At 60.4% G+C, this 23857-nt stretch carries 19 protein-coding genes and 1 pseudogene; 16 read left to right on the top strand and 4 right to left on the bottom strand.

Going from position 1 to position 23857, the window contains the following annotated elements; translation table 11 throughout:
- Positions 1 to 136 precede the first annotated feature (136 nt).
- The 4 genes from ACY8D3_RS10165 (at position 137) to ACY8D3_RS10150 (ending at position 8125) form a co-directional block, all read left to right on the top strand.
- Positions 137 to 1123: a TRAP transporter substrate-binding protein gene (locus ACY8D3_RS10165; RefSeq protein ID WP_462383949.1), complete on the top strand. Its 987-nt coding sequence runs from the start codon at positions 137 to 139 to the stop codon at positions 1121 to 1123.
- A gap of 60 nt (positions 1124 to 1183) precedes the next feature.
- Entirely contained in the window at positions 1184 to 1687 is a 504-nt protein-coding gene (locus ACY8D3_RS10160) for a TRAP transporter small permease (RefSeq protein WP_462383947.1), read from the top strand.
- Positions 1688 to 1735: 48 nt separating this feature from the next.
- Positions 1736 to 3040, top strand: a complete 1305-nt coding sequence (locus ACY8D3_RS10155; RefSeq protein WP_462383945.1) for a TRAP transporter large permease — start codon at positions 1736 to 1738, stop codon at positions 3038 to 3040.
- A 228-nt stretch (positions 3041 to 3268) separates the two neighbouring features.
- Positions 3269 to 8125, top strand: a complete 4857-nt coding sequence (locus ACY8D3_RS10150) for an NAD-glutamate dehydrogenase (protein WP_462384342.1) — start codon at positions 3269 to 3271, stop codon at positions 8123 to 8125.
- A gap of 187 nt (positions 8126 to 8312) precedes the next feature.
- Here the strand turns inward: ACY8D3_RS10150 and ACY8D3_RS10145 are convergent, their stop codons facing one another.
- The 3 genes from ACY8D3_RS10145 to ACY8D3_RS10135 all read right to left on the bottom strand — a co-directional run bounded on the left by ACY8D3_RS10145 (position 8313) and on the right by ACY8D3_RS10135 (position 12142).
- Positions 8313 to 10415 (bottom strand): TonB-dependent siderophore receptor, encoded by a 2103-nt coding sequence (locus tag ACY8D3_RS10145; RefSeq protein WP_462383943.1) that lies wholly within the window; start codon positions 10413 to 10415, stop codon positions 8313 to 8315.
- A 182-nt stretch (positions 10416 to 10597) separates the two neighbouring features.
- Positions 10598 to 11224 (bottom strand): LysE family translocator, encoded by a 627-nt coding sequence (locus ACY8D3_RS10140; protein ID WP_462383941.1) that lies wholly within the window; start codon positions 11222 to 11224, stop codon positions 10598 to 10600.
- A gap of 51 nt (positions 11225 to 11275) precedes the next feature.
- On the bottom strand, positions 11276 to 12142 hold the full coding sequence (locus ACY8D3_RS10135; RefSeq protein ID WP_462383939.1) for a LysR family transcriptional regulator: 867 nt from the start codon (positions 12140 to 12142) through the stop codon (positions 11276 to 11278).
- Between the two features lie 98 nt (positions 12143 to 12240).
- Between ACY8D3_RS10135 and ACY8D3_RS10130 the strand changes: the two genes are divergently transcribed.
- Complete coding sequence (locus tag ACY8D3_RS10130) at positions 12241 to 13407, top strand: mandelate racemase/muconate lactonizing enzyme family protein (RefSeq protein WP_462383937.1); 1167 nt, start codon at positions 12241 to 12243, stop codon at positions 13405 to 13407.
- 96 nt (positions 13408 to 13503) lie between these two features.
- Positions 13504 to 14262 carry a sulfite exporter TauE/SafE family protein gene (locus ACY8D3_RS10125; RefSeq protein WP_462383935.1) on the top strand — a complete coding sequence of 253 codons (759 nt, stop codon included), beginning with the start codon at positions 13504 to 13506 and terminating at the stop codon, positions 14260 to 14262.
- Between the two features lie 3 nt (positions 14263 to 14265).
- Here ACY8D3_RS10125 and ACY8D3_RS10120 read toward each other — a convergent pair whose 3' ends face one another.
- The gene (locus ACY8D3_RS10120; RefSeq protein ID WP_462383933.1) at positions 14266 to 15120 is read right to left on the bottom strand and encodes a LysR substrate-binding domain-containing protein; all 855 of its coding nucleotides are present in this window, start codon (positions 15118 to 15120) and stop codon (positions 14266 to 14268) included.
- 97 nt (positions 15121 to 15217) lie between these two features.
- On the opposite strand from ACY8D3_RS10120, the gene ACY8D3_RS10115 reads away from it, so the two are divergent.
- From ACY8D3_RS10115 to ACY8D3_RS10070, 10 genes and pseudogenes are all read left to right on the top strand, one after another.
- Entirely contained in the window at positions 15218 to 15448 is a 231-nt protein-coding gene (locus ACY8D3_RS10115) for a DUF1127 domain-containing protein (RefSeq protein ID WP_462383931.1), read from the top strand.
- 55 nt (positions 15449 to 15503) lie between these two features.
- The gene (locus ACY8D3_RS10110; protein WP_462383929.1) at positions 15504 to 16421 is read left to right on the top strand and encodes a DMT family transporter; all 918 of its coding nucleotides are present in this window, start codon (positions 15504 to 15506) and stop codon (positions 16419 to 16421) included.
- Positions 16418 to 17641 carry a winged helix-turn-helix domain-containing protein gene (locus ACY8D3_RS10105; RefSeq protein WP_462383927.1) on the top strand — a complete coding sequence of 408 codons (1224 nt, stop codon included), beginning with the start codon at positions 16418 to 16420 and terminating at the stop codon, positions 17639 to 17641. The genes ACY8D3_RS10110 and ACY8D3_RS10105 overlap by 4 nt, the downstream gene beginning before the upstream one ends.
- Positions 17642 to 17668: 27 nt before the next feature.
- Entirely contained in the window at positions 17669 to 18418 is a 750-nt protein-coding gene (locus ACY8D3_RS10100; protein WP_462383925.1) for a spermidine synthase, read from the top strand.
- Positions 18419 to 18695: 277 nt separating this feature from the next.
- The gene (locus ACY8D3_RS10095; protein ID WP_462383923.1) at positions 18696 to 20363 is read left to right on the top strand and encodes a DEAD/DEAH box helicase; all 1668 of its coding nucleotides are present in this window, start codon (positions 18696 to 18698) and stop codon (positions 20361 to 20363) included.
- 134 nt (positions 20364 to 20497) lie between these two features.
- Positions 20498 to 20806 (top strand): PepSY domain-containing protein, encoded by a 309-nt coding sequence (locus ACY8D3_RS10090; RefSeq protein ID WP_462383922.1) that lies wholly within the window; start codon positions 20498 to 20500, stop codon positions 20804 to 20806.
- A gap of 35 nt (positions 20807 to 20841) precedes the next feature.
- On the top strand, positions 20842 to 21117 hold the full coding sequence (locus ACY8D3_RS10085) for a PepSY domain-containing protein (RefSeq protein ID WP_462384341.1): 276 nt from the start codon (positions 20842 to 20844) through the stop codon (positions 21115 to 21117).
- On the top strand, positions 21117 to 21791 hold the full coding sequence (locus tag ACY8D3_RS10080; protein WP_462383920.1) for a response regulator transcription factor: 675 nt from the start codon (positions 21117 to 21119) through the stop codon (positions 21789 to 21791). The genes ACY8D3_RS10085 and ACY8D3_RS10080 overlap by 1 nt, the downstream gene beginning before the upstream one ends.
- Positions 21788 to 23128 (top strand): ATP-binding protein, encoded by a 1341-nt coding sequence (locus tag ACY8D3_RS10075; RefSeq protein WP_462383918.1) that lies wholly within the window; start codon positions 21788 to 21790, stop codon positions 23126 to 23128. Before ACY8D3_RS10080 ends, ACY8D3_RS10075 begins: the two co-directional genes overlap by 4 nt.
- A 145-nt stretch (positions 23129 to 23273) precedes the next feature.
- A pseudogene (locus tag ACY8D3_RS10070) lies at positions 23274 to 23825 on the top strand (cache domain-containing protein); the annotation flags it as partial.
- Between the last annotated feature and the right edge of the window lie 32 nt (positions 23826 to 23857).

Genomic DNA, 23857 nt, shown 5'->3' with positions numbered 1-23857 from the left:
AGCATGCGCGCTTTCTGCACATAAGGTTTTTCGATCATCCGCGCCGGTTTTTTCTAGTTGGACAGCATTGGCCAATGCTTCGAGACTCGGGGCGACGCTGCCGCATCGCAACGATAAAAACCATACGGAGATTCCCATGAAGGCACTCACGTCCGGCTTCAAACTGACGGCACTGGCCTGTCTGCTTGGCCTGTCTTCCCTGCACGCCGTCGCAGCGGACCGTTGGAACATGACCGTCGAGCAACCCGATGGCAACTACCTCACCGAGACCGCCAAGACGTTCGCAAAATCGGCGGCGGAAGCGTCCAACGGCGCGCTGGAGATCCGCGTTCACACCAATTCGGTCCTGTTCAAACGGCCGGAAGTGAAGCGCGCGGTCCAGACCGGCCAGGTTCAGGTCGGCGAGATGCTGATGGCAACGCTGGGCAACGAAGACCCCATCTTCGAGGTTGACAGCGTACCGTTCCTGGCGCGCAGCTTCCCTGAGGCTCACAAATTGTGGCTGGCCAGCAAGCCTGCCGTCGAAGCGCGACTGGCGAAGCAGGGCATTCGCCTGCTGTACGCCGTGCCGTGGCCACCCCAGAGCGTGTTCACTCAAGTGCCGATCAACAGTATGGCCGACTTCAAGGGTATGAAATTCCGTGCCTATAGCCCGGCTACGTCGAGAATGGCCGAGCTGATGGGGGCCGTACCGACGACCATCAATACCGGCGAAATCCCGCAGGCGTTCAGCACAGGCATGATCACCGGCATGCTGACCTCGCCAGCCACCGGGGTCGATACCCAGGCGTGGGATTTCTCCAAGTACTACTACGATGTGAAGGCGTTCATTCCAAAGAACTTCGTCATCGTCAACGAGCGCGCGTTCAAGCGTTTGCCTGAGGCTGCACAGAAAGCGGTGCTCGACGCTGCCGCCAAAGCTGAAGAATCCGGCTGGGCCATGGCGCAGGAGAAGACTGCCGAACTGGTCAAGACGCTGGGAGATAACGGCATGCAGGTCAACGAAGCCTCGCCGGCCGACGTAGAAGCGGGCTTCAAGAAGATCGCAGACACTATGGCGCAGGACTGGCTCAGCAAGACGGGCCAGGATGGCAAGGCCATCATGGATGCCTTCCGCCAGTAAGTCGCTGGGCCCGCTGTCCATGCGGGCCTATTCGTATCCGCCCCTTACGCTGGAGGTGCCATGAGCCCGCTCAGACGCCTATACGAATTCTGTGGCCTTCTCTCCGGACTGTTCCTTGTTGCCATCTGCCTGATCATCTGCGCGCAGATCATCGCGCGCCTACTCGGGACACTCATTCCGGCATCGGATGAATTTGCGGCCTATGCGATGGCAGCATCGGGGTTCCTCGGGCTGCCTTTTGCACTGCATCGCGGCGCCCACATCCGCGTCGGCATGCTCTTCAAAGCATTGCCACCCAGAGGCTGCCATGCGATGGAGGTCATCAGCACGCTGGTTGGCCTGCTGGTGGCAGCTTATCTGGCCTGGCATTGCACGCTGTTCGTCTTCGAGACCTACACATTCAATGAAGTCTCTACCGGCATGCTGCCGATACCGCTGTGGATACCGCAAAGCTCAATGGTGCTTGGCACGGTCGTGCTCGTCGTAGCGATGACCGAACGACTCGTCACCGTCCTGCGGGGCCGTACCTTCGAGACCGCGTCCGACACCGCCATGGGCGAGTAAGCCGTCCTTCATTCGACGACGTGATCGTCCTGACTCTGGAAGTCCATCGTGGAATACACCGTTATTGCATTCACCCTGTTGGTCGTCCTGTTCGCACTGCTCGGCGGTGGCGTCTGGGTTGCGCTCTCCCTGTTGGGCGTCGGGATCGTAGGGATGGAGTTTTTCGGCGGCGCACCGGCCGGCTCGATCCTTGCCACGACCAGCTGGACATCCAGTGCCAGCTGGACCCTGACCGCACTGCCACTGTTTATCTGGATGGGAGAGATCCTCTATCGCACACGCCTCTCCGAAGACATGTTCAAGGGGCTCGCTCCCTGGGTAAAGGGGCTGCCAGGTGGCCTACTGCATGTCAACGTGCTGGGCTGCGGGATCTTCGCCGCGGTCAGTGGGTCATCTGCGGCGACCGCCGCCACAATCGGAAAGATCTCGCTGCCAGAACTCAAGGCACGCAAGTACCCGGATGCCATTGCAATGGGTTCGCTGGCGGGCGCCGGGACGCTCGGCCTGCTGATTCCGCCTTCGATCATGATGATCGTGTACGGCGTCGCTGCACAGGTTTCGATTTCCCGCCTGTTCATTGCCGGCATCGTGCCCGGCCTGCTTCTGCTGGTGCTGTTTTCCGGCTATTTGATGGTCTGGTCGGCGCGAAACCGCGCATCACTGCCGGTGGATGAAGAGCGGTTGTCATTTCGCGAGAAGCTCGCCCGGACACGACTGTTGATTCCGGTCGTGCTCCTCATCCTCGCCGTGATCGGGTCGATTTATTCCGGTATCGCGACGGCGACTGAAGCAGCAGCCATGGGGGTGGTGGGCGCATTGCTAATCGCGTTGGTATCCGGCTCGCTGTCAGGCAAGACGTTCATGGACAGTCTGTTCGGCGCTGTCTGCACGTCGTGCATGATCTTTTTCATATTGCTCGGCGCTACCTACCTGACGTCTGTCATGAGCTTTACCGGGCTGCCGTCCGCACTCGCTGACTGGATCATCGCCAAGCAGTTGTCACCTTACGTACTCCTGTTTGCGCTGACGGTCTTCTTTATTGTGCTGGGGTGCTTTCTGGACGGCATTTCCATCATCCTGCTGACCACTGCGGTCATCATGCCGGCCGTCTCGGCCGCCGGGATCGACCTGCTGTGGTTCGGCATCTTCATCATCCTCGTGGTGGAGATGGCGCAAATCACCCCACCCGTAGGGTTCAACCTGTTCGTGATCCAGAGCCTTACCGGCAGGGACCTTTGGTCTGTTGCCAAGTATAGCTTCCCGTTCTTCCTGCTTATCGTGGCTGCCGCCGTGATCATCACGGCGTTTCCGCAACTTGTCCTTGCACTGCCTCAGGCTATGCTCAGTCGGTAGCATCATTGCGGAACTGCGCCGGGCCTCTCGTATCAGAACAGAGGCCCGGTGCCGTTTTTGGCAGCACGCTTGCGGCGTGAATCAATATGTCGCAGTAGCACAAGTAAGCACTGTCCATAAGCCGTTACGCTTGAACCCAGCACGCCTGGGTAGACGGCTTTGTGCGAAGCCATCATTCGAACCGAGGCGTGAGCAGGAACCCCCCGAATAATGAAACGGAGCGAAACGATGGCGTTCTTCAGCGCGGCCAGCAAAGCCGATTTTCATCAGCAATTGAAAGCGGCACTGGCGCAGCACGTAGGCGAGCAGACCCTTACCCAGATCGGGGTCTTCGCGGAGCAGTTCTTCGGCATCATCTCGCTGGATGAGTTGACCGAACGACGGCTCTCGGACCTGGTAGGCAGCACGCTGTCCGCCTGGCGACTGCTGGAACGTTTCGATCCCATGCACGCCGAAGTGCGTGTCTACAATCCGGACTATGAAAAGCATGGTTGGCGCTCGACGCACAGTGTCGTCGAGGTGCTGCATGAGGACATGCCGTTCCTGGTCGACTCCGTTCGCATGGAGCTGAACCGCAATGGCTATTCGATCCACACGCTGCAGAACAGCGTGCTGAGCGTTCGCCGCGGGGCCGATGGCCGGCTGCAGGAGGTACTTCCCAGGGGGACACAGGGCGAGGGCATTACCCAGGAAGCCCTGATGTACCTCGAGATCGACCGTTGCGGTAGTGCGACCGAACTCAAGACACTCGAGAAAGCCGTTCTGCAGGTATTGGCAGACGTTCGCCTGGCGGTTACCGACTTCCCATCAATGCGGGAAAAAGTAGCTGAAGTGCTCGCCACGCTCGATACCGCCGGAACCAGCGCAGACCCGTCCGAGCGTGAAGAGATCAAGGTGTTCCTGCAGTGGCTGCTGGACAACCACTTCACCTTCCTGGGCTATGAAGAATTCACCGTTGCGGACGAAGCGGACGGTGGCCGAATGGTCTATGACGAGCGCTCGCTGTTGGGCCTGTCTCGCAAGTTGCGAGTAGGCCTTGCCGCCGAAGACCTGCACATCGAGCCGGACGCCGTGAGCTATCTGCGTGAACCGCGCCTTTTGTCCTTTGCCAAGGCCGCGTTGCCGAGCAGTGTGCACCGCCCGACTTACCCGGATTTTGTCTCCATCCGCGAGGTCGACAGCAGCGGGCAGGTAACGCGCGAACGCCGTTTCATGGGCCTCTACACCTCGTCCATCTACAACCAGAGTGTTCGCGAGATCCCCTATATTCGCCGCAAGGTGTTTGAGATCGAGCAGCGCGCAGGCTTCAGCAATTCGGCGCATCTGGGCAAGGAGTTGGGTCAGGTTCTGGAAGTGCTGCCGCGCGACGATTTGTTCCAGACGCCGGTGGACGAGCTGTTCAACACCGCTATTTCCATCGTGCAAATTCAGGAACGCAACAAGCTGCGCCTGTTCCTGCGCAAGGACCCCTACGGGCGCTTCGCCTACTGCCTGGCGTACGTGCCGCGTGACGTCTACTCGACCGACATCCGCGTGAAGATCCAGCAGGTTCTGATGGACCGGTTGCAGGCGCGTGACTGCGAGTTCTGGACCTACTTCTCCGAGTCGGTGTTGGCACGCGTGCAGTTCATTCTTCGGTTGGATCCGAAGAACAAGGTCACGGTCGACGTTCAGCGCCTGGAACGCGAAGTGATCGAAGCCTGCCGTACCTGGGGCGACGAGTATGCGAGCCTGATGGTAGAGAACTTCGGCGAAGCGCAGGGCACGACGTTGCTTTCCGAATTTGCGAAGGGTTTCCCTGCCGGCTACCGCGAACGTTTTGCACCGCACTCAGCGGTGGTGGACATGCAGCACATCATGAGCCTGTCCGAGAGCCGGCCGCTGGTGATGAGCTTCTACCAGCCGCTGAGCGCGCAGGACCAGGGCCTGCACTGCAAGATCTATCACGCGGACACGCCGCTACCGCTCTCTGACGTACTGCCGATCCTTGAGAACCTCGGATTGCGCGTACTGGGCGAATTCCCGTATCGCCTCCAGCACTCCAATGGTCGGACCTACTGGATCCATGACTTTGCCTTCACCTATACCGAAGGCGTGGATATCGACATCCAGCAGCTCAACGACACCTTCCAGGATGCGTTCGTCCATATCATCCAGGGCGATGCAGAGAATGATGCGTTCAACCGTCTGGTGCTTACCGCTGGCCTCACCTGGCGTGAAGCGGCGCTGCTGCGAGCCTACGCCCGCTATCTCAAGCAGATCCGCCTCGGTTTCGATCTGGGCTACATCGCCACCGCGTTGAACAATCACACGGACATTTCCCGCGAGCTCGTGCGTCTTTTCCGTACGCGCTTCTACCTGGCGCGCAAGCTGTCGCCGGAAGATCTGGACGACAAGCTCAGCAAGCTTGAGCAGGCCATTCTGGCAGCCCTGGACGATGTCGCAGTGCTTAGTGAGGACCGCATCCTTCGCCGCTACCTGGACCTGATCAAGGCGACCTTGCGGACCAATTTCTTCCAGTCCGAAGCCGGGCAGGGCAAGGACTACTTCAGCTTCAAGTTCAACCCGCGCGCTATCCCGGAAATTCCTCGCCCAACGCCGATGGCGGAAATCTTCGTTTATTCGCCGCGCGTGGAAGGCGTACACCTGCGCTTCGGCAAGGTCGCCCGCGGTGGCCTGCGCTGGTCGGACCGTGAGGAAGATTACCGTACCGAAGTGCTGGGCCTCGTGAAGGCGCAACAGGTGAAAAACGCCGTTATCGTACCGGTTGGCGCGAAAGGTGGATTCATTCCACGCCGCTTGCCCGCCAACGGCACGCGTGACGAGATCCAGGCCGAGGCAATCGCTTGCTATCGCATCTTCATTTCCGGTCTGTTGGACATCACCGACAACCTGAAGGAAGGCAACGTCGTCCCGCCCGCCAACGTGCTGCGCTACGACGAGGACGACCCCTATCTTGTCGTTGCGGCTGACAAGGGCACGGCGACGTTTTCAGACATTGCCAACGGCATCGCCCAGAATTACGGCTTCTGGCTCGACGACGCTTTCGCGTCCGGCGGTTCGGCCGGTTACGACCACAAGGCCATGGGCATCACGGCCAAGGGCGCGTGGGTCTCGGTACAACGTCACTTCCGTGAGCGCGGCATCGACGTACAGCGTGATCCGGTCACCGTCCTTGGCATCGGCGACATGGCGGGCGACGTATTCGGCAATGGCTTGCTGTGCTCCGAAAGCCTGCTGTTGGTGGCGGCGTTCAACCACCAGCACATCTTTATCGATCCAAACCCGGATGCAGCGCGTAGCTTCGCGGAGCGGGAGCGGCTGTTCCGCCTGCCGCGTTCGTCATGGGCCGACTATGACAGTTCGCTGATCTCCCAGGGTGGCGGCGTATTCCTCCGCAGCGCCAAGAGCATCGCCATCAGTGCAGAGATGAAGGCGCGCTTTGAAATCACGGCGGATCGCCTGACGCCCACAGAGCTGATCCATGCGCTGCTCAAGGCGCCGGTGGACCTGCTCTGGAATGGCGGCATCGGCACCTACGTGAAGTCCAGCCTCGAGTCCCATGCCGATGTCGGCGACAAGGCGAACGATGGGCTGCGCGTCAATGGTTCCGAGCTGCGCGCCAAGGTCGTGGGCGAGGGCGGCAACCTGGGTATGAGCCAGCTGGGTCGCATCGAGTTCTGCCTCAACGGCGGGGCCTGTAACACGGACTTTATCGATAACGCGGGTGGTGTGGACTGCTCTGACCACGAGGTCAATATCAAGATCCTGCTGGGCGAAGTCGTCAGCGCGGGTGACATGACCGGTAAGCAGCGCAATCAGCTATTGGCCGAAATGACCGATGACGTTGGCCATCTGGTCCTCGGCAACAACTACAAGCAGACGCAGGCGTTGTCGCTGGCCGAGCGGCGGGCGAAGGCACGCGTTGGCGAGTACCGTCGCCTGATGGCTGACCTCGAAGGCCGTGGCAAGCTGGATCGCGCTCTGGAATTCCTGCCGAGCGATGAGCAGCTGGCGGCGCGTACCGCAGCGGACAAGGGTCTGACCCGGGCCGAGCTGTCTGTGTTGATCTCCTACAGCAAGATCGACCTCAAGGAAGTCCTGCTCAAGTCGAACGTGCCGGACGACGAATATCTCGCGCGGAACATGGAGAGCGCATTCCCGGCTCGCCTGGCTGAGATGTTCGGTGATTCCATGCGCCGTCACCGCCTGAAGCGTGAGATTGTCGCGACGCAGATTGCGAACGACCTCATCAACCACATGGGTATCACTTTCGTTCAACGGCTTACCGTATCGACCGGCATGAGCGCGGCACAGGTCGTGGCCGCCTACGTCGTCGTGCGAGACGTGTTCCACCTGCCGCACTGGTTCCGCCAGATCGAATCCTTGGACTCGCAGGTGCCGGCAGAGCTTCAGCTCACGCTGATGGATGAACTGATGCGCCTGGGTCGTCGCGCTACCCGCTGGTTCCTGCGCAATCGCCGCAACGAGCTGGATGCGGGCCGCGATGCCGAACATTTCGGCGGTCGTATCGCGGCGCTCGGCCTGAAGCTTAACGAGCTGCTCGAGGGCCAGACGCGCGAGCATTGGGAAGCCCGTCACCAGACGTACGTCGACGCCGGTGTGCCAGAACTCTTGGCTCGTATGGTTGCGGGTACGTCGCACATCTACACGCTGCTACCCATTATTGAGGTCGCCGATCAGACGCAACAGGACCCGGTACAGGTTGCCCGCGCGTACTTCAACGTGGGTGGCCAGCTGGAGTTGCCCTGGTATCTCCAGCAGATTACGAGCCTGCCGGTCGAAAACAATTGGCAGGCGCTGGCGCGTGAAGCCTATCGGGATGATCTGGACATGCAGCAGCGCGCGATTACCGTGTCAGTGCTGCAAATGCCGGACGCTCCGCAGGAGATGGAGGCGCGTGTGGAGTCGTGGCTGTCTCAACGGGAGTACCTGGTAGAGCGCTGGCGCACGTTGCTGTCCGAGCTGCACGCAGCGACGACCAGTGACTATGCCATGTTCGCAGTGGCCAGCCGGGAATTGACTGACCTTGCCCACAGTGGCCAGGCCACTTCGGTTTCCTGAGGTAGGTATGGAAGAAACGCCGGCATATGCCGGCGTTTTTTTTGCGCGTCTTTCAAGGTAGGACATTAGCTAGCGGACGTTGAATCTTGAGGCGCATCGGTGGTGCGAGGCTTCATCGAGTCCGCTGACACCGCCATCGGCTCGCAAGCAAGCGAGCGCCTACACGAGGGCATCCGTGCCCTGGCTATCAGAACGCGTAGCTGACGGTCCCAACGATGGTTCTCCGGTTTCCGGTGAAACAATCGCCGCGCGCGAGACACGTGGTGTAGTACGTCTCGTCTGCCAGGTTGGTGCCGGTTACGGTGAAGTCCCAATCGTTCATTCGATAGCCCACCATGGCGTCATACAACATGGACGAGTCGGTCTTCACCGGTTCGCTGTAGCTGGCTCCCACGTACCGCGCGCCAGCGCCTATACGGAACCCCGGGATGCCGGCGATCGATAATCTGTAGAGGTTCCAGACGGATGCCATGTGCTGCGGCACGCCATCGATACGATTACCTTGCTTGGCCGGCGTGTCCTTCAGAATTTCCGAATCCAGGTAGGTGTACGTACCGATTACATCCCATGCATCCGTCATTGCGAATTGGGCCTCGAGCTCGAGCCCGCGAACGCGCGATTCGCCTATCTGAGTCTGGCTGATGGCCGTATCAGCGACCTGTCGATTTTTCTCCCGGGAATCGAAGATCGCTGCGGTGTATAGGTCCTGTGTACCGGTGGGCTGATACTTGATTCCGGCTTCCCACTGCTTGCCTTCGAGCGGTTTGTAGGCCTCCCGGGTGATCGCGTTGAGCCCGATGATGGGCGCAAAAGACTCGCTATAGCTAAGGTAGGGCGCAACACCGTTATCGAAGAGGTAGGTGAGCGCAACGCGTTTCGTGGTTTGGGCGTCTTCCTGGGTCCGGGTGCTTTCGATCGAAGTGGTCGCCCAATCCTTGCGCAGCCCCAGGGTCAGCAACCAATGCTCATCAAGCTTGATCTGGTCCTGAACGTAGATCCCTTTCTGCGCAACGCGCTGCTGGGGCGAGTCCGTCAGCCGAATTCCGTTCGGATCGAACCTCCCGTAGACGGGTGCATATAGGTCCAGCGGCGTAGCAGGGCCGCGCGCGCTTTTCTCATCGGTCACTACATGCTGATAGTCGACGCCAAGCAGGAGGCTGTGCTGGAACGCTCCGTGGCCGAAGTCGGCCTGGGCCTGGTGATCGATCGTCCACGTTGTCACCTCCGGCTTGGAAATGTAGTACGTGCGATTGACGGTACGGTTGTCAGCGCCGAGTACGGGCGGCCAGCCATAGATCGTCTGGTAGCTCACGTCGCTGTGATCCCAGCGAAGGTTTTGACGCAAGGTCCAGATATCATCCGGCCGGTAGGTAATGAGGGACGTTACGGATTTGCGCTTCGTGTCGTATTCATCGAAGCCGGGTTCGCTGACGAAGCGATTGCTGGGAATACGGCCGAACGGAGCCGAATAGAGGGTGCCACGGTGGGGTAGAAACGACGACGTAGTACCGGATTCATCCTTCTGGTAATCCGCCATGACTGTCCATTCGAAGTTGTCGGTCGGCAGCCAGGTGATGGAAGGCGCAAGTAGCAGGCGATCGTCGTCGACATGATCGACCTGCGTCTGGCTTTCGCGCTTAACCGCGACCATACGGTAGAGCAGCGTGCCATCTTCATTGAGCGGGCCTGTGCTGTCGAGCGCAATTTGCCGCCGATCGAAGCTGCCATACTGCAGCTGCAGTTCGTTGCGACGCTCGGCCTGCGGGCGCTTCGTCACGAGATTCACCAAGCCACCTACTGGGCTTTGCCCGTAAAGCATGGAAGACGGACCCTTCAGCACTTCGATGCGCTCGAGCTGGAAAGGGTCAGGACGCGTCGTCTTGTAGCTGCCGAATGTGCGCCTCAGCCCGTCCTGGAAAATGCCTGGCGTGATCCCGCGGACCTGTGCCGAGTCGCCACGGCTGTCCTGACCAAATGCTTCGCCTCGAACACCGGATACGTAGCGCAGGGAATCCTGGACGGTCAGGGCGCCCTGATCCCGAATGCGCTGTGCCGTCACTACCGATACGGACTGCGGAATTTCGGTAATCGGCACATCGGTCTTGCTGCCGGTCGCAGAGCGTGTCGCAACATAACCGTCAACCGGGCCATCGGCCCGTTCTCGCACGCCTTCGGCGCTGATCGTTTGAGGCGAGAGATTGAGTGTGCCGTCGGCTTCCTGCGCTAACGCAGCCGTGCAGACCAGCGACAGGGTGACTAGGGAGAGGGGAAAAGGCGCCTTTCTGGCCATCGAATCGAATCCGATTTGGAATTATGGGACGCTAATGTAAGTGATAAGGATTCGCATTTCCAGATATGGACGCATGCGTTTTGAGTAAAAGGGGTGGCGCGCTGGGTGAGAATGCTCCAGGGGACTCGGAGCACGTGGCAGCCTGGCGAGGGCTATGCGGATGGCTGCGCCGACGCTTGCGCCTAGCGGCTGATGATTGCCGCGGTGCCTGCGCCGCTGAAGAGCAGCGCACTGATGCGGTTGAACCAGCTCTGGCCTCGTCCGGTTTTCAGGTACCGCGCCGCTGCATGAGCGCTGAAGCCGTAGAAGAGCTTGCAGGCAAGATCGAGCGCCGCCCAGGTGACGATCATGGTAAGCAACTGCGGCAGGAAGGGCCTGTCAACCGATAGGAACTGGGGCAGGAAGGCAGCAAAGAACAGGATGTCCTTTGGGTTGCTCGCGCCGAGGCCGAATGCCCGCCAGAACATGGGGCCGACACGTCGCGCTGCCGGCGTGCATGGCACGTCCGCCTGCTCAGCCGGACGGCGGGATTCACGCCAGCTCTGCCAGGCAAGATAGAACAGGTAGAGCCCACCGACGACCTTGAGCACCATGAACAGCTGCTCGGACGCCAGAAGCAGCGCCCCCAGCCCCAGCGCCGATGCGCTCAGCAACCCGACGCCAGCCGTTACACCGCCAAGGAACGCGGGCCACGACCGCCCCACGCCATAATTCAGGCTGTTGCTGATCATCAGGAGTGACAGCGGGCCAGGAATCAGGATAACGACGAGCGCTGCGCTCGCAAACAACAGCCAGGTGTCGAGGTTCATTTGGCTCTCACTGTGCCCAATCGGGTAAACGATTCGAATGCAAACGTACGGTCATTCGCTCAGCCGCGCCCAAAAACTTTCTGCGAACGGGCTGAGGGCCGTCCTGGGGCGAACAAGCAGTATCTGTAACGGCACATCATAGGCGGACCCAAACGCACGGCACAGCCGCCCTTCGTTTATTTCCTGGTCGGCGAGGCTCGCCGGAAGCCAGGCAACGCCTTTGCTCTCGAGCGCCATGGACATGAGAACCGCCGCAAGATGGCTACTGAAGCTCCGTTCCAGCGGCAGGGGCGGCATCGCTGAAAGACGCGCGTCGAGGATCCGGCCCAGCCCTGACGCAGGGGTATAGCCAAGATAGGGAATATTTCGCTGCGGCACGTGCCAGTCGGCCGCACGCAGCGCCAGAAGACTATCCTTGCCGATGACCTGCGCGCTGAACTGCGCGCTCGGCAACGTCGGCACGACGTCGGGATGGCGATGGCAAAGAAGAAACTGGACATCGCCATCCTGGAGCATGCGCTCGCACTCGGCCATGCTGTCAGATTGCAGCCGGACGGCCTCGAGCGGAGCGCCACGCTCCATGTTGCGAATCCAGCGCGGAAAGAACGTGAACGACAGCGAATGCGTTGCAGCGAACCTTAATGTCCTGGCAGCTTGCCCAGCGATCTCGCGGGCTTCCTCACGAATCTGGTGGAGGCGACGGGTCATGTCTTTCGCGGCGGCTGCAACATGTCGGCCAGCCTCCGTGGCGACCGCGCCCTGTGGTGTCCGATCGAAGAGCGCTACCCCCATCCAGGCCTCCAGTGCCCGAATCCGACGACTGAACGCCGGTTGCGTGACGTGCCGGCGCTCAGCCGCACGGGAGAAGCCGCCGTGCTCGGCAAGCGCAACGAGATCTTCCAGCCAGATCAATTCCATGGGTATGTCATCTGTGCATAGGGCGGCGCATTCTTGGCATTGGGCGCGCCGAGTCCGGCAGTCTAACGTGACGGCATCGAAAACAAGAGGCCAAAGCCATGCGCATCGTCGACATTCGCGAGAAGACAGCGTCCATCGCGTCCCCCATCGCCAACGCTTACATCGATTTCTCGAAAATGACGTGCTCGGTCGTCGCGGTCGTGACGGACGTCATCCGCGAAGGCAAGCCTGTTATTGGCTACGGCTTCAACTCGAACGGGCGCTACGGGCAGGGCGCCTTGATGCGTGATCGGTTTCTGGAGCGCTTGCTCGAAGCCGACCCAGAAACCCTGATCGATCACGAAAACGACAATCTGGATCCGTTTGCGATCTGGAAGACACTGATGAAAAACGAGAAGCCCGGCGGCCATGGGGAACGTTCCGTAGCCGTGGGCACCATCGACATGGCCGTCTGGGACGCGGTAGCGAAAATTGCCGGAAAACCCTTGTATCGCCTGCTCGCCGACCGTTACCGGGGTGGCAAGGCGGACGAAAAGGTGTGGGTCTATGCCGCCGGCGGTTACTACTACCCGGGCAAGGATCACTCGAAGCTGCAGGATGAAATGCGCGGCTATCTGGATCGTGGTTATGACGTCGTCAAGATGAAGATTGGCGCTGCGTCCCTGCAGGAAGACCTGGCACGGATCGAGGCCGTTATCGATGTGGTGGGCAGTGGCAAGCGGTTGGCTGTCGATGCCAATGGCCGCTTTGACCTGGAGACCGCTATTGCTTATGCCGAGGCCATGAAGCCCTATGGTCTGTTCTGGTACGAAGAGGCTGGCGACCCGCTTGATTATGCGCTTCAGGCTGAGCTTGCAAACCACTATGACCTGCCGATGGCGACCGGCGAGAATTTGTTCTCGCATCAGGACGCGCGCAACCTGCTGCGCTATGGTGGCATGCGCCCCGATCGCGATTACCTGCAATTCGATTGCGCGCTGTCCTACGGGCTCGTCGAATACCTGCGCACACTCGAGGTGATGGAAGCGCTTGGTTGGTCGTCGCGCCGTGTCGTCCCGCACGGTGGACATCAGATGTCCCTGAACATTGCCGCTGGCCTTCATCTGGGAGGCAACGAGTCTTACCCGGACGTCTTCCAGCCGTTTGGTGGCTTCGCCGACGGCATCCGCGTCGAAAATGGTTATGTGGGGCTGCCGGACATTCCTGGCGTCGGTTTCGAAGCCAAGTCCGCGTTGTACGCCGAAATGCGCACACTGGCGGAATGAGTTGGCGAGCTTTCTGACTCGTTCGGGAAGCTCGGGCCCAAGGCCCGCTCGCTACGTGTAGTAGCATGCGGGCTCTTTTTTGCGTGAGCCGCTGCGATGACGGTCGTGAATTTCCTGCTGGATGTTTTGCTGGGTGTCGTATTGGGAACCACGGGAGGGTTGTTCGGCATTGGCGGCGGTTTGATCGCGATTCCCATCCTCGGTTTGGTCTTCGGTCTCGACCAGCAGATGGCTCAGGGCACAGCGCTGGTCATGGTCGTCCCCAATGTCGTACTTGCGGTATGGCGCTATAACCAGCACAACCGGATCGACCTGAGAAATGCCGCGGCGTTGGCTGTGCCTGGCTGTATCTGCGCTTACATCGGGTCCCAATGGGCCGTCGAGCTTCCCGCTGACCTGATGCGCCAGGGCTTTGCCGGCTTCCTGCTCGCGCTCGCCGTGTACATGATCTACCGGCTGTTGCGTGGCCGTGTGACAGGTAGCACCCAGCTTCGACATGGACTGCCTGCGCTGATGGTGCTCGGGGCGGTTGCCGGCATCATGGGTGGGCTTATGGCAGTGGGCAGTGCTGTCGTGGCAACACCGGGCCTCACCGGTTTATTTGGCGCTTCCCAAGTGGTCGCGCAAGGATTGTCACTGGCGCTCGCGCTGCCAAGCACCTGCGTCACGCTCGCGGTCTATGCCTGGCATGGCCAGGTGGACTGGGCGCTGGGTGTCCCCCTCGCGCTCGGCGGCTTGCTGAGCATCAGCTGGGGCGTGAAGCTGGCACACACGCTACCGGAGCGGCTGTTGCGGGGGCTGTTCGCATGCTTCCTGATGATCTGTGCGGTTGCGCTCTACGTTCAGGTCGCGTGACCGCTAGAGGCGAAACCCCTCAACGATGTGCCCAGCCAGACACTCGGTGACCGCGTTCTGCCGGCCTGGCGCGCGCACTAGCATGATCTTCGCCGTTTGCATTTCTGGCAGGCCATCAGCCTCGCTCAGAATTCGCATGTCCGATGGGATCAAGCTTTCCAGTTGCGCCGTAACGGCGAGCCCTGCTTGCGTCACAGCGAAGAGGGCGGCAAGGCTTGGGCTGGTATAGGCAATGCGATAGGGGCGACCGATGCGTTCCAGGACCTCACAGGCCCACTTTCGACCGAAGCAATCCGAGTTGAACATCGCCAGTGGGATCGTTGCGTGCTCGTGCGGTGCGAAGCCTGCCGCTTCGGCCCAGACCATCCGCTCCTGGCGAAGCATCTGGCCTATTTCCATGCCGGGTTCCCGGGTCACGATCGTAAGGTCCAGGTCTCGGCGTTGCAGGAGTTGCACCGTCGATTCGCAGTGCAGCTCGACCTGGACCAATGGGTAGGCAGCTGCAAACCGAGACAGGATCCCCGGCATGAAGCGCATGACGTAGTCGTCCGGTGTGCCGATCCGCACAACGCCGCGCATGTCGGGCGCGCGAAAAGAGTTTATGACTTCACCCTGCAGCTTGAGGATGCGGCGCGCGTAGTCCAGCAGGATTTCACCATCTGTCGTGAGGCTTAGCTGTCGCCCTTCACGGCGGAAGACCGGGCGCCGGACCACGTCTTCCTCGAGCCGTTTGATTTGCATGCTGACCGCCGATTGGGTCTTGCTCACGACCTCAGCGGCCCGAGTAAACCCGCCTGTATCGACGATGGCAACAAAGGTCCGAAGCAGATCGCTGTCGAGCGCAGGATAGGCAGTCATTCATCAATCTCCGGAATGCAATGCATAAGAAAGATTCGTTGGATTGATCCTATGCCTGCTCACATGATTACGCCATACCCAACCAGAAGGTGGCGTCATGAAAGCGAAAGCACTGTACGAAACGAGCAGCCATGCCTCGGCGCCTTGCGACGCATCATCGCTTCTCGTACGCGCATTCAAGCGTATCGCACGCTGGCGGGCGCTGGCGCGGCAGCGTCGCGCCTTGGCTTCGCTCAGCGAAGAGGCACTCAAGGACATTGGCCTGACGCGTGCCGAGCAGGAAGCGGAATGGAAAAGACCGTTTTGGGACGACCCGTTTTGCCGTTGATGTGCTTTAGTGCATCAGGGAGATAGGTTCAAACGGTGAGGAAGGGAACGTTGGAATGAGTGCACGCAGCAACTCGGACGCACTTTCGGTAGGGATGATGTTTGGCCTGTGTGCCATATGGGGCCTTCAACAGGTTGCCATCAAGTGGGCCGCAGCAGATATCGCACCGGTTATGCAGGCGGCGCTTCGCTCAGGCTTGTCCGCCGTGCTGGTGGCTCTTCTGATCACGGCCGTGCGCGAATGGCGCCATATGAATGCACGTACGTGGCGCCCCGGCTTGGCTGCAGGCGCATTGTTCTGCCTGGAGTTCTTCTGCATTGCGCTCGGGCTTCAATACACGACGGCGGGTCATATGGTGGTGTTTCTTTACACCGCGCCCATTTTCGTCGCGCTTGGGCTGCATATGCTTCAGCCCTCTGAGCGGCTAAAGCCGCTACAGTGGCTGGGTGTCGGCGTGTGCTTCGTTGGTATCGCGGTGGCGTTTGGTGGAGGTATCGACACGGGCGCAATCAACAGCCGAATGCTGATCGGCGATGCACTCGGTGTGCTCGCAGGGCTTTTATGGGGGATGACCACCATTACGGTGCGTGTCACTTCATTGTCCGAAACGCCGCCTGCCGTCACGCTCTTCTATCAGCTCGGAGTTGCGTTCGCGGGACTATTGCTCATTGCATGGGGTATCGGGCAAATCGGCCACGTGCAGCTTACTGCGGTTTCCATCTCGAGCGTTGCCTTTCAGGGCGTGGTCGTATCGTTCATGAGTTTTCTTCTTTGGTTCTGGCTCCTTCGGCGGTACCGGGCCAGCGATCTTTCGATCCTTTCTTTCATGGCGCCCATGTACGGCGTCGCCTTCGGGGTATGGCTGCTGGGCGAACCGCTGGAGCCCAGCTTCGTGTTGGGCGCCCTGATGGTGCTATCCGGCATCACGCTGGTGAGCGCGGAGGCGCGTGTCAGGCGCTGGCTATCGGCATGAGCACCTGCACACCTGTCATTGAAATCACGAACCTTCAGGCCCGTCGGCTGGCGCTCGGGGCGCAGGGCTTCGGTCGCACGCTCGATGCAGTCAGCCCCAGGCGGCTCCGGTCGGGGCTCGATCGCCTCGGCGTACTGCAGATCGACTCGGTCAATGCGTTGGTACGCTCGCACTACCTGCCGCTGTACGCGCGGTTTGGGCCTTACTCGCGCAGCGATCTGGACCGCTTGGCCTGGGGCCCGCCACGTCACCGCCATACCTTCGAGTACTGGGGGCACGAGGCGTCGCTGTTGCCGCTGGATCTGCACCCACTGCTGCGCTGGCGAATGGCACGTGCACGGCAAGGGCGCGGCATCTACCGAATGCTGGCGCGCTTTGGTGAAGAGCGGCAAGACGTGATTGGGCAGGTATTGGAAACGGTACGGGCACGTGGTGCGGTAGCGGCGGGGGAAATTACCGTACGAACCGAGCGCGCAGGCTCCTGGTGGGACTGGAGCGAGGAGAAGCTGGCGCTGGAATGGCTGTTCGCTGCGGGTGAGGTTGCGGTGGCCGATCGGCGTGGATTCGAGCGTCGATACGACCTGACGGAGCGTGTCATACCTACACCGATACTGAATATGGAAACGCCCTCAGAGAGTGAGGCGAGGCGAGCGCTGATGGTCATTTCGGCGAAGGCGCTCGGCGTCGCTACGGCGCGTGATCTGCAAGACTACTTCAGGCTCGAGCCGGGCGACGCGAGGGCATGCCTGGCAGAGCTTGTGGAGGAGGGGACACTCGTACCCGTCAAGGTCCGGGGATGGGAGAAGCCAGCCTACTGTCTCGGAGAGCCCGCGATGCGCCGCCGTGTTCAGGCCAGCGCATTGCTGTCACCCTTCGATTCGCTCATCTGGCATCGCCCACGTGCCGAGCGGCTCTTCGGTTTCCACTATCGGTTGGAGTTCTATACGCCGGTACACAAGCGGCAATACGGTTACTACGTCATGCCATTTCTGCACAACGAACGGCTACTCGGGCGGGTCGATGTCCGCGCCGATCGAGCCAACGGGGTGCTTTCGATCTGCGCGCTGCACGAGGAGCGGGCAGGGTTCGATGCAGTCGCGCTCGAGGCGCTTCATGGCGAGCTGTGTAGGCTCGCGCACTGGCTGGGGCTGGATGGATTGAACCTCGCATGCCCCAGCGGTCTTGCCGGACGGTTACGCAGGCTGGTGTCTGGCGGGTAACATGGCGCCCACACAACGGGGGCGCACATGGAACACGAAGAGCAGGTACTGGCTGAAGTCACGGATGCGTATGGCATCATCCGTGTACTCGAAGTGGGGCCCTACCGCTTTCTTGAGTTTGGTGACGCGATCGAACAGAGCTGCACGTTTGTTGGCGATCCCGCCTGGCTTGAATACGACTACACCCGTGCGATGCTGATCGGGGCGTTGTGCCACGAGGCGCCGGAGACGGCACTGTTCCTGGGCCTCGGTGGTGGCAACCTCACCCAGGCATGCTTGCGCTTTCTTCCGATCGAAGACGTTGAGGTGATCGAGCTTCGGCCCGACGTGCCTCGCCTGGCGATGGAGTTTCTCGGTCTGTCCGACGACCCAAGGCTGACCATCCGGATCGGCGATGCCGTGGAATTGCTGGACAGCGCCGAAACCGCGGACCTGATCTTCGTTGATCTTTATACGGATACCGGGCCTGCAGTCGGCCACCTTGCCTGGAACTTCCTGCTGACTTGCCAGGAGAAACTCAATCCCGGCGGCTGGCTCATCATCAATCAGTGGGCAAACGATGAAGGCAAGCCAATGGGCGCTCCATTGCTGCGTGGTCTCTACCATCGTCATTACTGGGAATGCCCGGTAAAGGAGGGGAACGTCGTATTGCTTATCCCCGCCGAGCTCGATCAGCCGTTGAACCGGGAGGGGCTGGAGCAGCGCTGCGCAGCGCTTGAGCCTGCGTTGGGGTACGCCCTGACGCCTTTGCTTGACGCATTGCGCACGGCGAGTTGACCTTTCGGACAGGCAATTCGTCGCCGCTGAACCGATACACCTTACAGCGCGACCAAAATAAGGTATAGTGCCCGCCCGTTCGAGTTACCGACCGGGCGTAGCGCAGCTACGCGCACATCGAGCCACGTGCTCGACTCCGGTTCGCCCCCGCGAACCATCTTCACATCCACACTTTCGCAAATCCCCGCCGACCAGGCTGCCAGGGCGACCTTATAGGTCCTTCATGGCACGCGCAGCCTTGGACATGGGTCTTTGCGGATGCACATGAGGCAGACCCATGACCCAGGAAACCGGCGGCTTCGCCGCACTCGGTATTCACCCCAGCGTTTTGACCGCAATCACGGCGGTTGGCTATGAAGAGCCATCCCCCATTCAGTCACAGGCGATTCCGCAGATCCTTGCCGGGCACGACATGATCGGCCAGGCTCAGACCGGAACGGGCAAGACGGCGGCGTTCGCGCTGCCTATCCTGTCGCTGATCGACCCAGCGCGTCGCGAGCCGCAAGCATTGATCCTGGCGCCAACCCGTGAGCTCGCGCTCCAGGTGGCCACCGCATTCGAAACCTACTCCACCCAATTGCCTGGCCTCAAGGTCGTGGCTGTTTACGGCGGCGCGCCCATGGGCCCGCAGCTGAAAGCGGTACGCCAGGGCGCGCAGGTTATCGTCGCAACGCCTGGTCGTCTCTGTGACCACCTGCGCCGTGATGAGAACATGCTGAACACCGTCCGCCACCTCGTCCTCGACGAAGCGGACGAGATGCTCAAACTCGGTTTCATGGACGACCTGGAAGTCATCTTCCAGGCCCTTCCCGAATCCCGTCAGAGTGTTCTGTTCTCGGCAACGCTTCCTGCGTCGATCCGTGCAATTGCTGAAAAGCACCTGCGCGAGCCGAAGCACATCAAGATCGCCACTAAAACACAGACCGTTGCTCGTATCGAGCAGGCGTACCTGATGGTCCATGCCGATCAGAAGACGGCAGCCGTACTGCGCCTGCTGGAAGTCGAGGAGTTCGACGCGCTGATCGCTTTCGTGCGTACCAAGCAGGCTACGCTCGACCTGGCAACCGCGTTGGAAGCCAAGGGCTACAAGGCGGCGGCGCTCAATGGTGACATCGCCCAGAACCAGCGTGAGCGCGTCATTGAATTCCTCAAGGACGGCCGACTGGATATCGTGGTCGCTACTGATGTCGCGGCGCGTGGTATCGACGTACCGCGCATCACCCACGTGTTCAACGTGGACATGCCGTACGACCCGGAATCCTACGTACACCGGATTGGCCGGACAGGCCGTGCAGGGCGTGATGGCCGTGCACTGCTGCTGGCGACCCCGCGTGAACGCCGCATGCTGCAGGTCATCGAGCGCGTTACCGGCCAGAAGGTCACGGAGGTCAAGCTCCCCGACTCGGCGCAAGTGCTCGAAGCGCGCATCAAGCGGCTGACCAATGGTCTCGCGCCGTTGGTAACGTCCGCCGAAGCCAGCCATGGCGAGCTTCTGGATCGTCTGACCACGTCCCTGGGTTGCGATCTGCATGCATTGGCGGCTGCGCTGCTGGTCAAATCCACCAACGGTCAGGCCCTCAACCTCGGCGATATCGAACGCGAGCAACCGCTGGTACCGAATTCTGGTCCGCAGCGTGAGCGCCGTGATCGTGAGGGTGGTGATTACGAGCGCCGCGAGCGTCGTGCCCCGGCGCCTCTGGCGGAAGGACGCGTTCGTTGCCGTACCGCGCTGGGTACGCGCGATGGCATCGCCGCAAAGAACCTGCTGGGTGCAATCCTTAATGAGGGCGGTCTCGCGCGTGATGCGATTGGTCGTATCCAGATCCGCGAGACGTTCAGCCTTGTTGAGCTTCCAGAGGACGGGCTTGACCGTCTCCTGGGCAAGCTGAAGGATACGCGTGTGGCCGGCAAGGCTCTGAAGCTGCGCCGCTATCGCGAAGACTGATCCCGTCGGATCCCAAAAGCCCCGCTCGGCTCGCGCCAGCGGGGCTTTTTGTTGCCCATCGTTTTTTCAGCTTCGTTTAAGTGTGACCTCTTATCGTGGCCCCATCGAAACGATAAACCCGCAGGAGAATGAAGATGAAAACACTGACTGTCCTTGTTGCATCCGCCGCTCTGGTACTCTCGGCAGGTGCTGCCCAGGCTCGGGATCTGGGGCCGGATGAAGCCCTCAAGCTGCGCGATGCAGGTACCATTCAATCGTTCGAGAGGCTCAACGAGGTCGCGCTAAAGGCGCATCCGGGCGCGACGATCAAGGGAACTGAACTCGAAGAAGAATACGGCCGGTATGTCTACGAGGTTGAGGTACGCGACGCCAAGAACGTCGAGTGGGATCTCGCTATCGATGCAAAAACCGGCGAAATATTGAAGAACCACCAGGATGACTGATGCGTAATGCCTGCTATCTGATCGGTTTCAGCCTCATGATTGCGCTGCTTGGCTCTATGCCGAGCCGCGCGCATGACATCGATCAGGATGAGGCGCTGAAGCTACGGCAGAATGGCCTGATCGTCCCGCTCGAGACGTTGCTCGAAAAAGCGCTATCCCGATACCCGGGTGCCCGGCTGCTAGAAGCGGAGCTGGAGTTCGAGGATGGTATCTATGTCTATGAGGTCGAGCTGCTGACTCGCGAAGGCGTCGCGCGGGAAATTGAGCTTGATGCCGGCACCGGCCATTTCCTGAAGGACGAGGAGGACTGATGCGGTTGCTGCTGGTGGAAGATAATGTAGCGCTTGCTGATGAGTTACAGCAGCGCCTAGCGCAGCAAGGTTACGCGGTCGACTGGCTCGCCGATGGTCGTGATGCGGCCTACCAGGGCGCGGTCGAGCCCTACGACCTGATTGTCCTGGACCTTGGCTTGCCAGGCCGCCCCGGCCTTGATGTCCTCACGGAATGGCGCAGGCTGAATGTCCATACGCCTGTGCTGATCCTGACAGCCCGCGGTTCTTGGAGCGAAAGGGTAGAGGGTTTGAAGGCCGGCGCAGATGACTACCTGACCAAACCATTCCACCCCGAAGAACTCGATCTGCGCATACAGGGGCTGCTTAGACGCTCGAAAGGCCTGGCTAACCAGCCGAAGTTGACAGCGGGTGGCATCGATCTGGATGAAGCACGACAGTGCGTGACCCGCCCGGAGGGCGATATCGAGCTGACGGCCGCAGAATTTCGGCTGCTGCGCTATTTCATGTTGCATCCCGGCCAGCTGCTGTCGAAGAGCCATCTAGCGGAACACCTCTATGATGGGGAGTCTGAGCGGGATTCCAATGTGATCGAGGTTCACGTCAATCATTTGAGACGTAAGCTCGGGCGCTGTGTCATTGAAACGCGCCGCGGCCAGGGGTATCGATTCGCCGGCGTCGTGGCGGTCACTTGAATTCCGTTCAGCGCCGGCTTGGCATCGGGCTGTTTCTGACTGCGCTAGTGGTTGGCGTTGCGTTTTTGCAGGTCACGCTATTGCTGTTCGAAAACGGGTTGCGATCCTACCTGCGTACAAACCTCGTCGCTGAAACCGAGGGTCTACTTATCGCCCTTGTCCGAGGACCGGATGGCCTGGAACTAGACACCCAACGCATCAACCCTGCCTACGTACGACCGTACTCAGGTCGCTATTTTATTATCGAGCTTGGTGACCACCGCTGGCGTTCCCGTTCCCTTTGGGACAGCAGCGTAGCAGCGCCCATGTCGGCTGGGATGCAGGCGGATCTCGTTCCGGGGCCGGATGGGCAAAAGCTCCTGATGTACCAGGCGAGCTACAAGCGCTTCGGCCAAGGCGTTTCCATTACCGTAGCGCAGGACTACACCCCTGTTCTCGGTGTCCTCCAGCGCGTTCGCTTTATAGGACTAGGGGTAGGGGTACTGGCCTTGCTGCTATTGCTCGTCATGCAGCGTCTTGCAGTGAGGCGGGGTCTACAACCTCTGGAGGCAGTGAGACGGCAAATCGTCGACCTTCGTAAAGGTCGCCGAACCGAGCTGGATGCCAACGTTCCAGAAGAGCTCGAGCCGTTTGTTGACCAGGTCAACCGCCTTCTGGTGCATACCGAAGAGCGCCTACGACGGTCGCGTCTCGCCATCGGGGACCTGGGGCACGCCCTCAAGACACCGCTCGCCGTCCTGGGTAGCCTGGCGAAACGGGAAGAGCTCAAAGCACATCCTTCCATCCAGGCTCGAATGATCGAACAAATCGAGCAGATCCAGACACGCCTCCTGCGCGATCTCGGTCGCGCCCGATTGGCAGGCGAAGCGCTGCCTCAAACCTATTTCAAATGTGCTGAGGAGCTCCCAGCGCTTATCCAGACATTGCAGCTCGTGCACCCCAGGGACCTGTCGATAACGTGGGACGCACCGTTCAATCTGCAGCTCCCGTGGGATCGAGAGGATGTGCTCGAAATGATCGGGAATCTGCTCGACAACGCATGCAAGTGGGCACAGGCCCGTGTGGACCTGACGATCGAACCGCTGGTATCAGGCAAATACCAAGTGTGCGTGGATGACGATGGACCCGGCATCGACGAGGCCTCGCGCCATGAGGTGGTGGCGCGGGGCACGCGTCTGGATGAACACACTGCGGGCCACGGGCTCGGCCTGGGAATTGTCAGCGACATCGTCGAGAACGTGGCGGGCACGCTCTCGCTGGAAGACAGCCCGCTCGGTGGGCTGCGAGTTCGGATCACGCTGCCGGCGCCCTCGCTTGCGACCAGGCGGCAGGAATGATCCGCGCGACCCAACTTGCCCGTGGTGCACGCTGATTCCTGAGGGCGGTAAAGGCTAATTGCCACTATTACCGTTTGTCTGCGCGATTGAGCAGGTCAGTCGTTTTCGGAGATTGCCTGGTAGAGCAAATGCGGACGTCGCCGATATGCCAAGCATTAACCCCACTCATGAGCATGTCCCGATGCGACTCACCTTGAAAACAAAAGTCATTCTGCTTGCGCTCGTGCCACTACTCGTTGTCGTCATGCTTTTTGCGACGGTATCGGCCAGCATGCTGCGGAGTCTGATGGAGGAAGAGATTGCCCAGAGTCGTAAGCGGTTACTCGATGAAAGCCGTGCGCAACTTGAGCAATACGTGCAGATCGCCGTTGGGAGTATCCAGGCGCTTTACGATCAATCCGCCCAAGGCAATATGGATGACCGCGCACACGCTATTGTGCAGTTGTCACGCGTGAAATACGCAAAGGACGGCTACATCTTTGGTTATGACTCCGATGTCGTCCGCCTTTTCCGCGGTGATAGTCCGACTGATGTTGGCAAGAGCTTTAAAGGCCGCAAAGATGCGAACGGTGTGCTGCTTAACGAAGAGCTGGTCAACGTCGCCAAGAACGGAACGCACTATGTCGAATATTCGTCGCCTTTGCCTGGAAACGAGGCGGTGCAGGTGCCGAAGATGTCATACACCACCTATTTACCCAAATGGGACCTGGTGGTAGGCACCGCGATCAA

Source organism: Pseudomonas sp. Marseille-QA0892 (assembly GCF_054950135.1).
Note: the sequence above shows the minus strand (reverse complement) of the source record. Positions and strands in the feature narration are given on the sequence as shown.

Bases quoted from the DNA above. Each gene is read 5' to 3' on its own strand.
- ACY8D3_RS10165 (WP_462383949.1), top strand. From the start codon at position 137: ATGAAGGCACTCACGTCCGGCTTCAAACTGACGGCACTGGCCTGTCTG.
- ACY8D3_RS10160 (WP_462383947.1), top strand. From the start codon at position 1,184: ATGAGCCCGCTCAGACGCCTATACGAATTCTGTGGCCTTCTCTCCGGA.
- ACY8D3_RS10150 (WP_462384342.1), top strand. From the start codon at position 3,269: ATGGCGTTCTTCAGCGCGGCCAGCAAAGCCGATTTTCATCAGCAATTG.
- ACY8D3_RS10145 (WP_462383943.1), bottom strand. From the start codon at position 10,415: ATGGCCAGAAAGGCGCCTTTTCCCCTCTCCCTAGTCACCCTGTCGCTG.
- ACY8D3_RS10140 (WP_462383941.1), bottom strand. From the start codon at position 11,224: ATGAACCTCGACACCTGGCTGTTGTTTGCGAGCGCAGCGCTCGTCGTT.
- ACY8D3_RS10135 (WP_462383939.1), bottom strand. From the start codon at position 12,142: ATGGAATTGATCTGGCTGGAAGATCTCGTTGCGCTTGCCGAGCACGGC.
- ACY8D3_RS10130 (WP_462383937.1), top strand. From the start codon at position 12,241: ATGCGCATCGTCGACATTCGCGAGAAGACAGCGTCCATCGCGTCCCCC.
- ACY8D3_RS10125 (WP_462383935.1), top strand. From the start codon at position 13,504: ATGACGGTCGTGAATTTCCTGCTGGATGTTTTGCTGGGTGTCGTATTG.
- ACY8D3_RS10120 (WP_462383933.1), bottom strand. From the start codon at position 15,120: ATGACTGCCTATCCTGCGCTCGACAGCGATCTGCTTCGGACCTTTGTT.
- ACY8D3_RS10115 (WP_462383931.1), top strand. From the start codon at position 15,218: ATGAAAGCGAAAGCACTGTACGAAACGAGCAGCCATGCCTCGGCGCCT.
- ACY8D3_RS10110 (WP_462383929.1), top strand. From the start codon at position 15,504: ATGAGTGCACGCAGCAACTCGGACGCACTTTCGGTAGGGATGATGTTT.
- ACY8D3_RS10105 (WP_462383927.1), top strand. From the start codon at position 16,418: ATGAGCACCTGCACACCTGTCATTGAAATCACGAACCTTCAGGCCCGT.
- ACY8D3_RS10100 (WP_462383925.1), top strand. From the start codon at position 17,669: ATGGAACACGAAGAGCAGGTACTGGCTGAAGTCACGGATGCGTATGGC.
- ACY8D3_RS10095 (WP_462383923.1), top strand. From the start codon at position 18,696: ATGACCCAGGAAACCGGCGGCTTCGCCGCACTCGGTATTCACCCCAGC.
- ACY8D3_RS10090 (WP_462383922.1), top strand. From the start codon at position 20,498: ATGAAAACACTGACTGTCCTTGTTGCATCCGCCGCTCTGGTACTCTCG.
- ACY8D3_RS10085 (WP_462384341.1), top strand. From the start codon at position 20,842: ATGATTGCGCTGCTTGGCTCTATGCCGAGCCGCGCGCATGACATCGAT.
- ACY8D3_RS10080 (WP_462383920.1), top strand. From the start codon at position 21,117: ATGCGGTTGCTGCTGGTGGAAGATAATGTAGCGCTTGCTGATGAGTTA.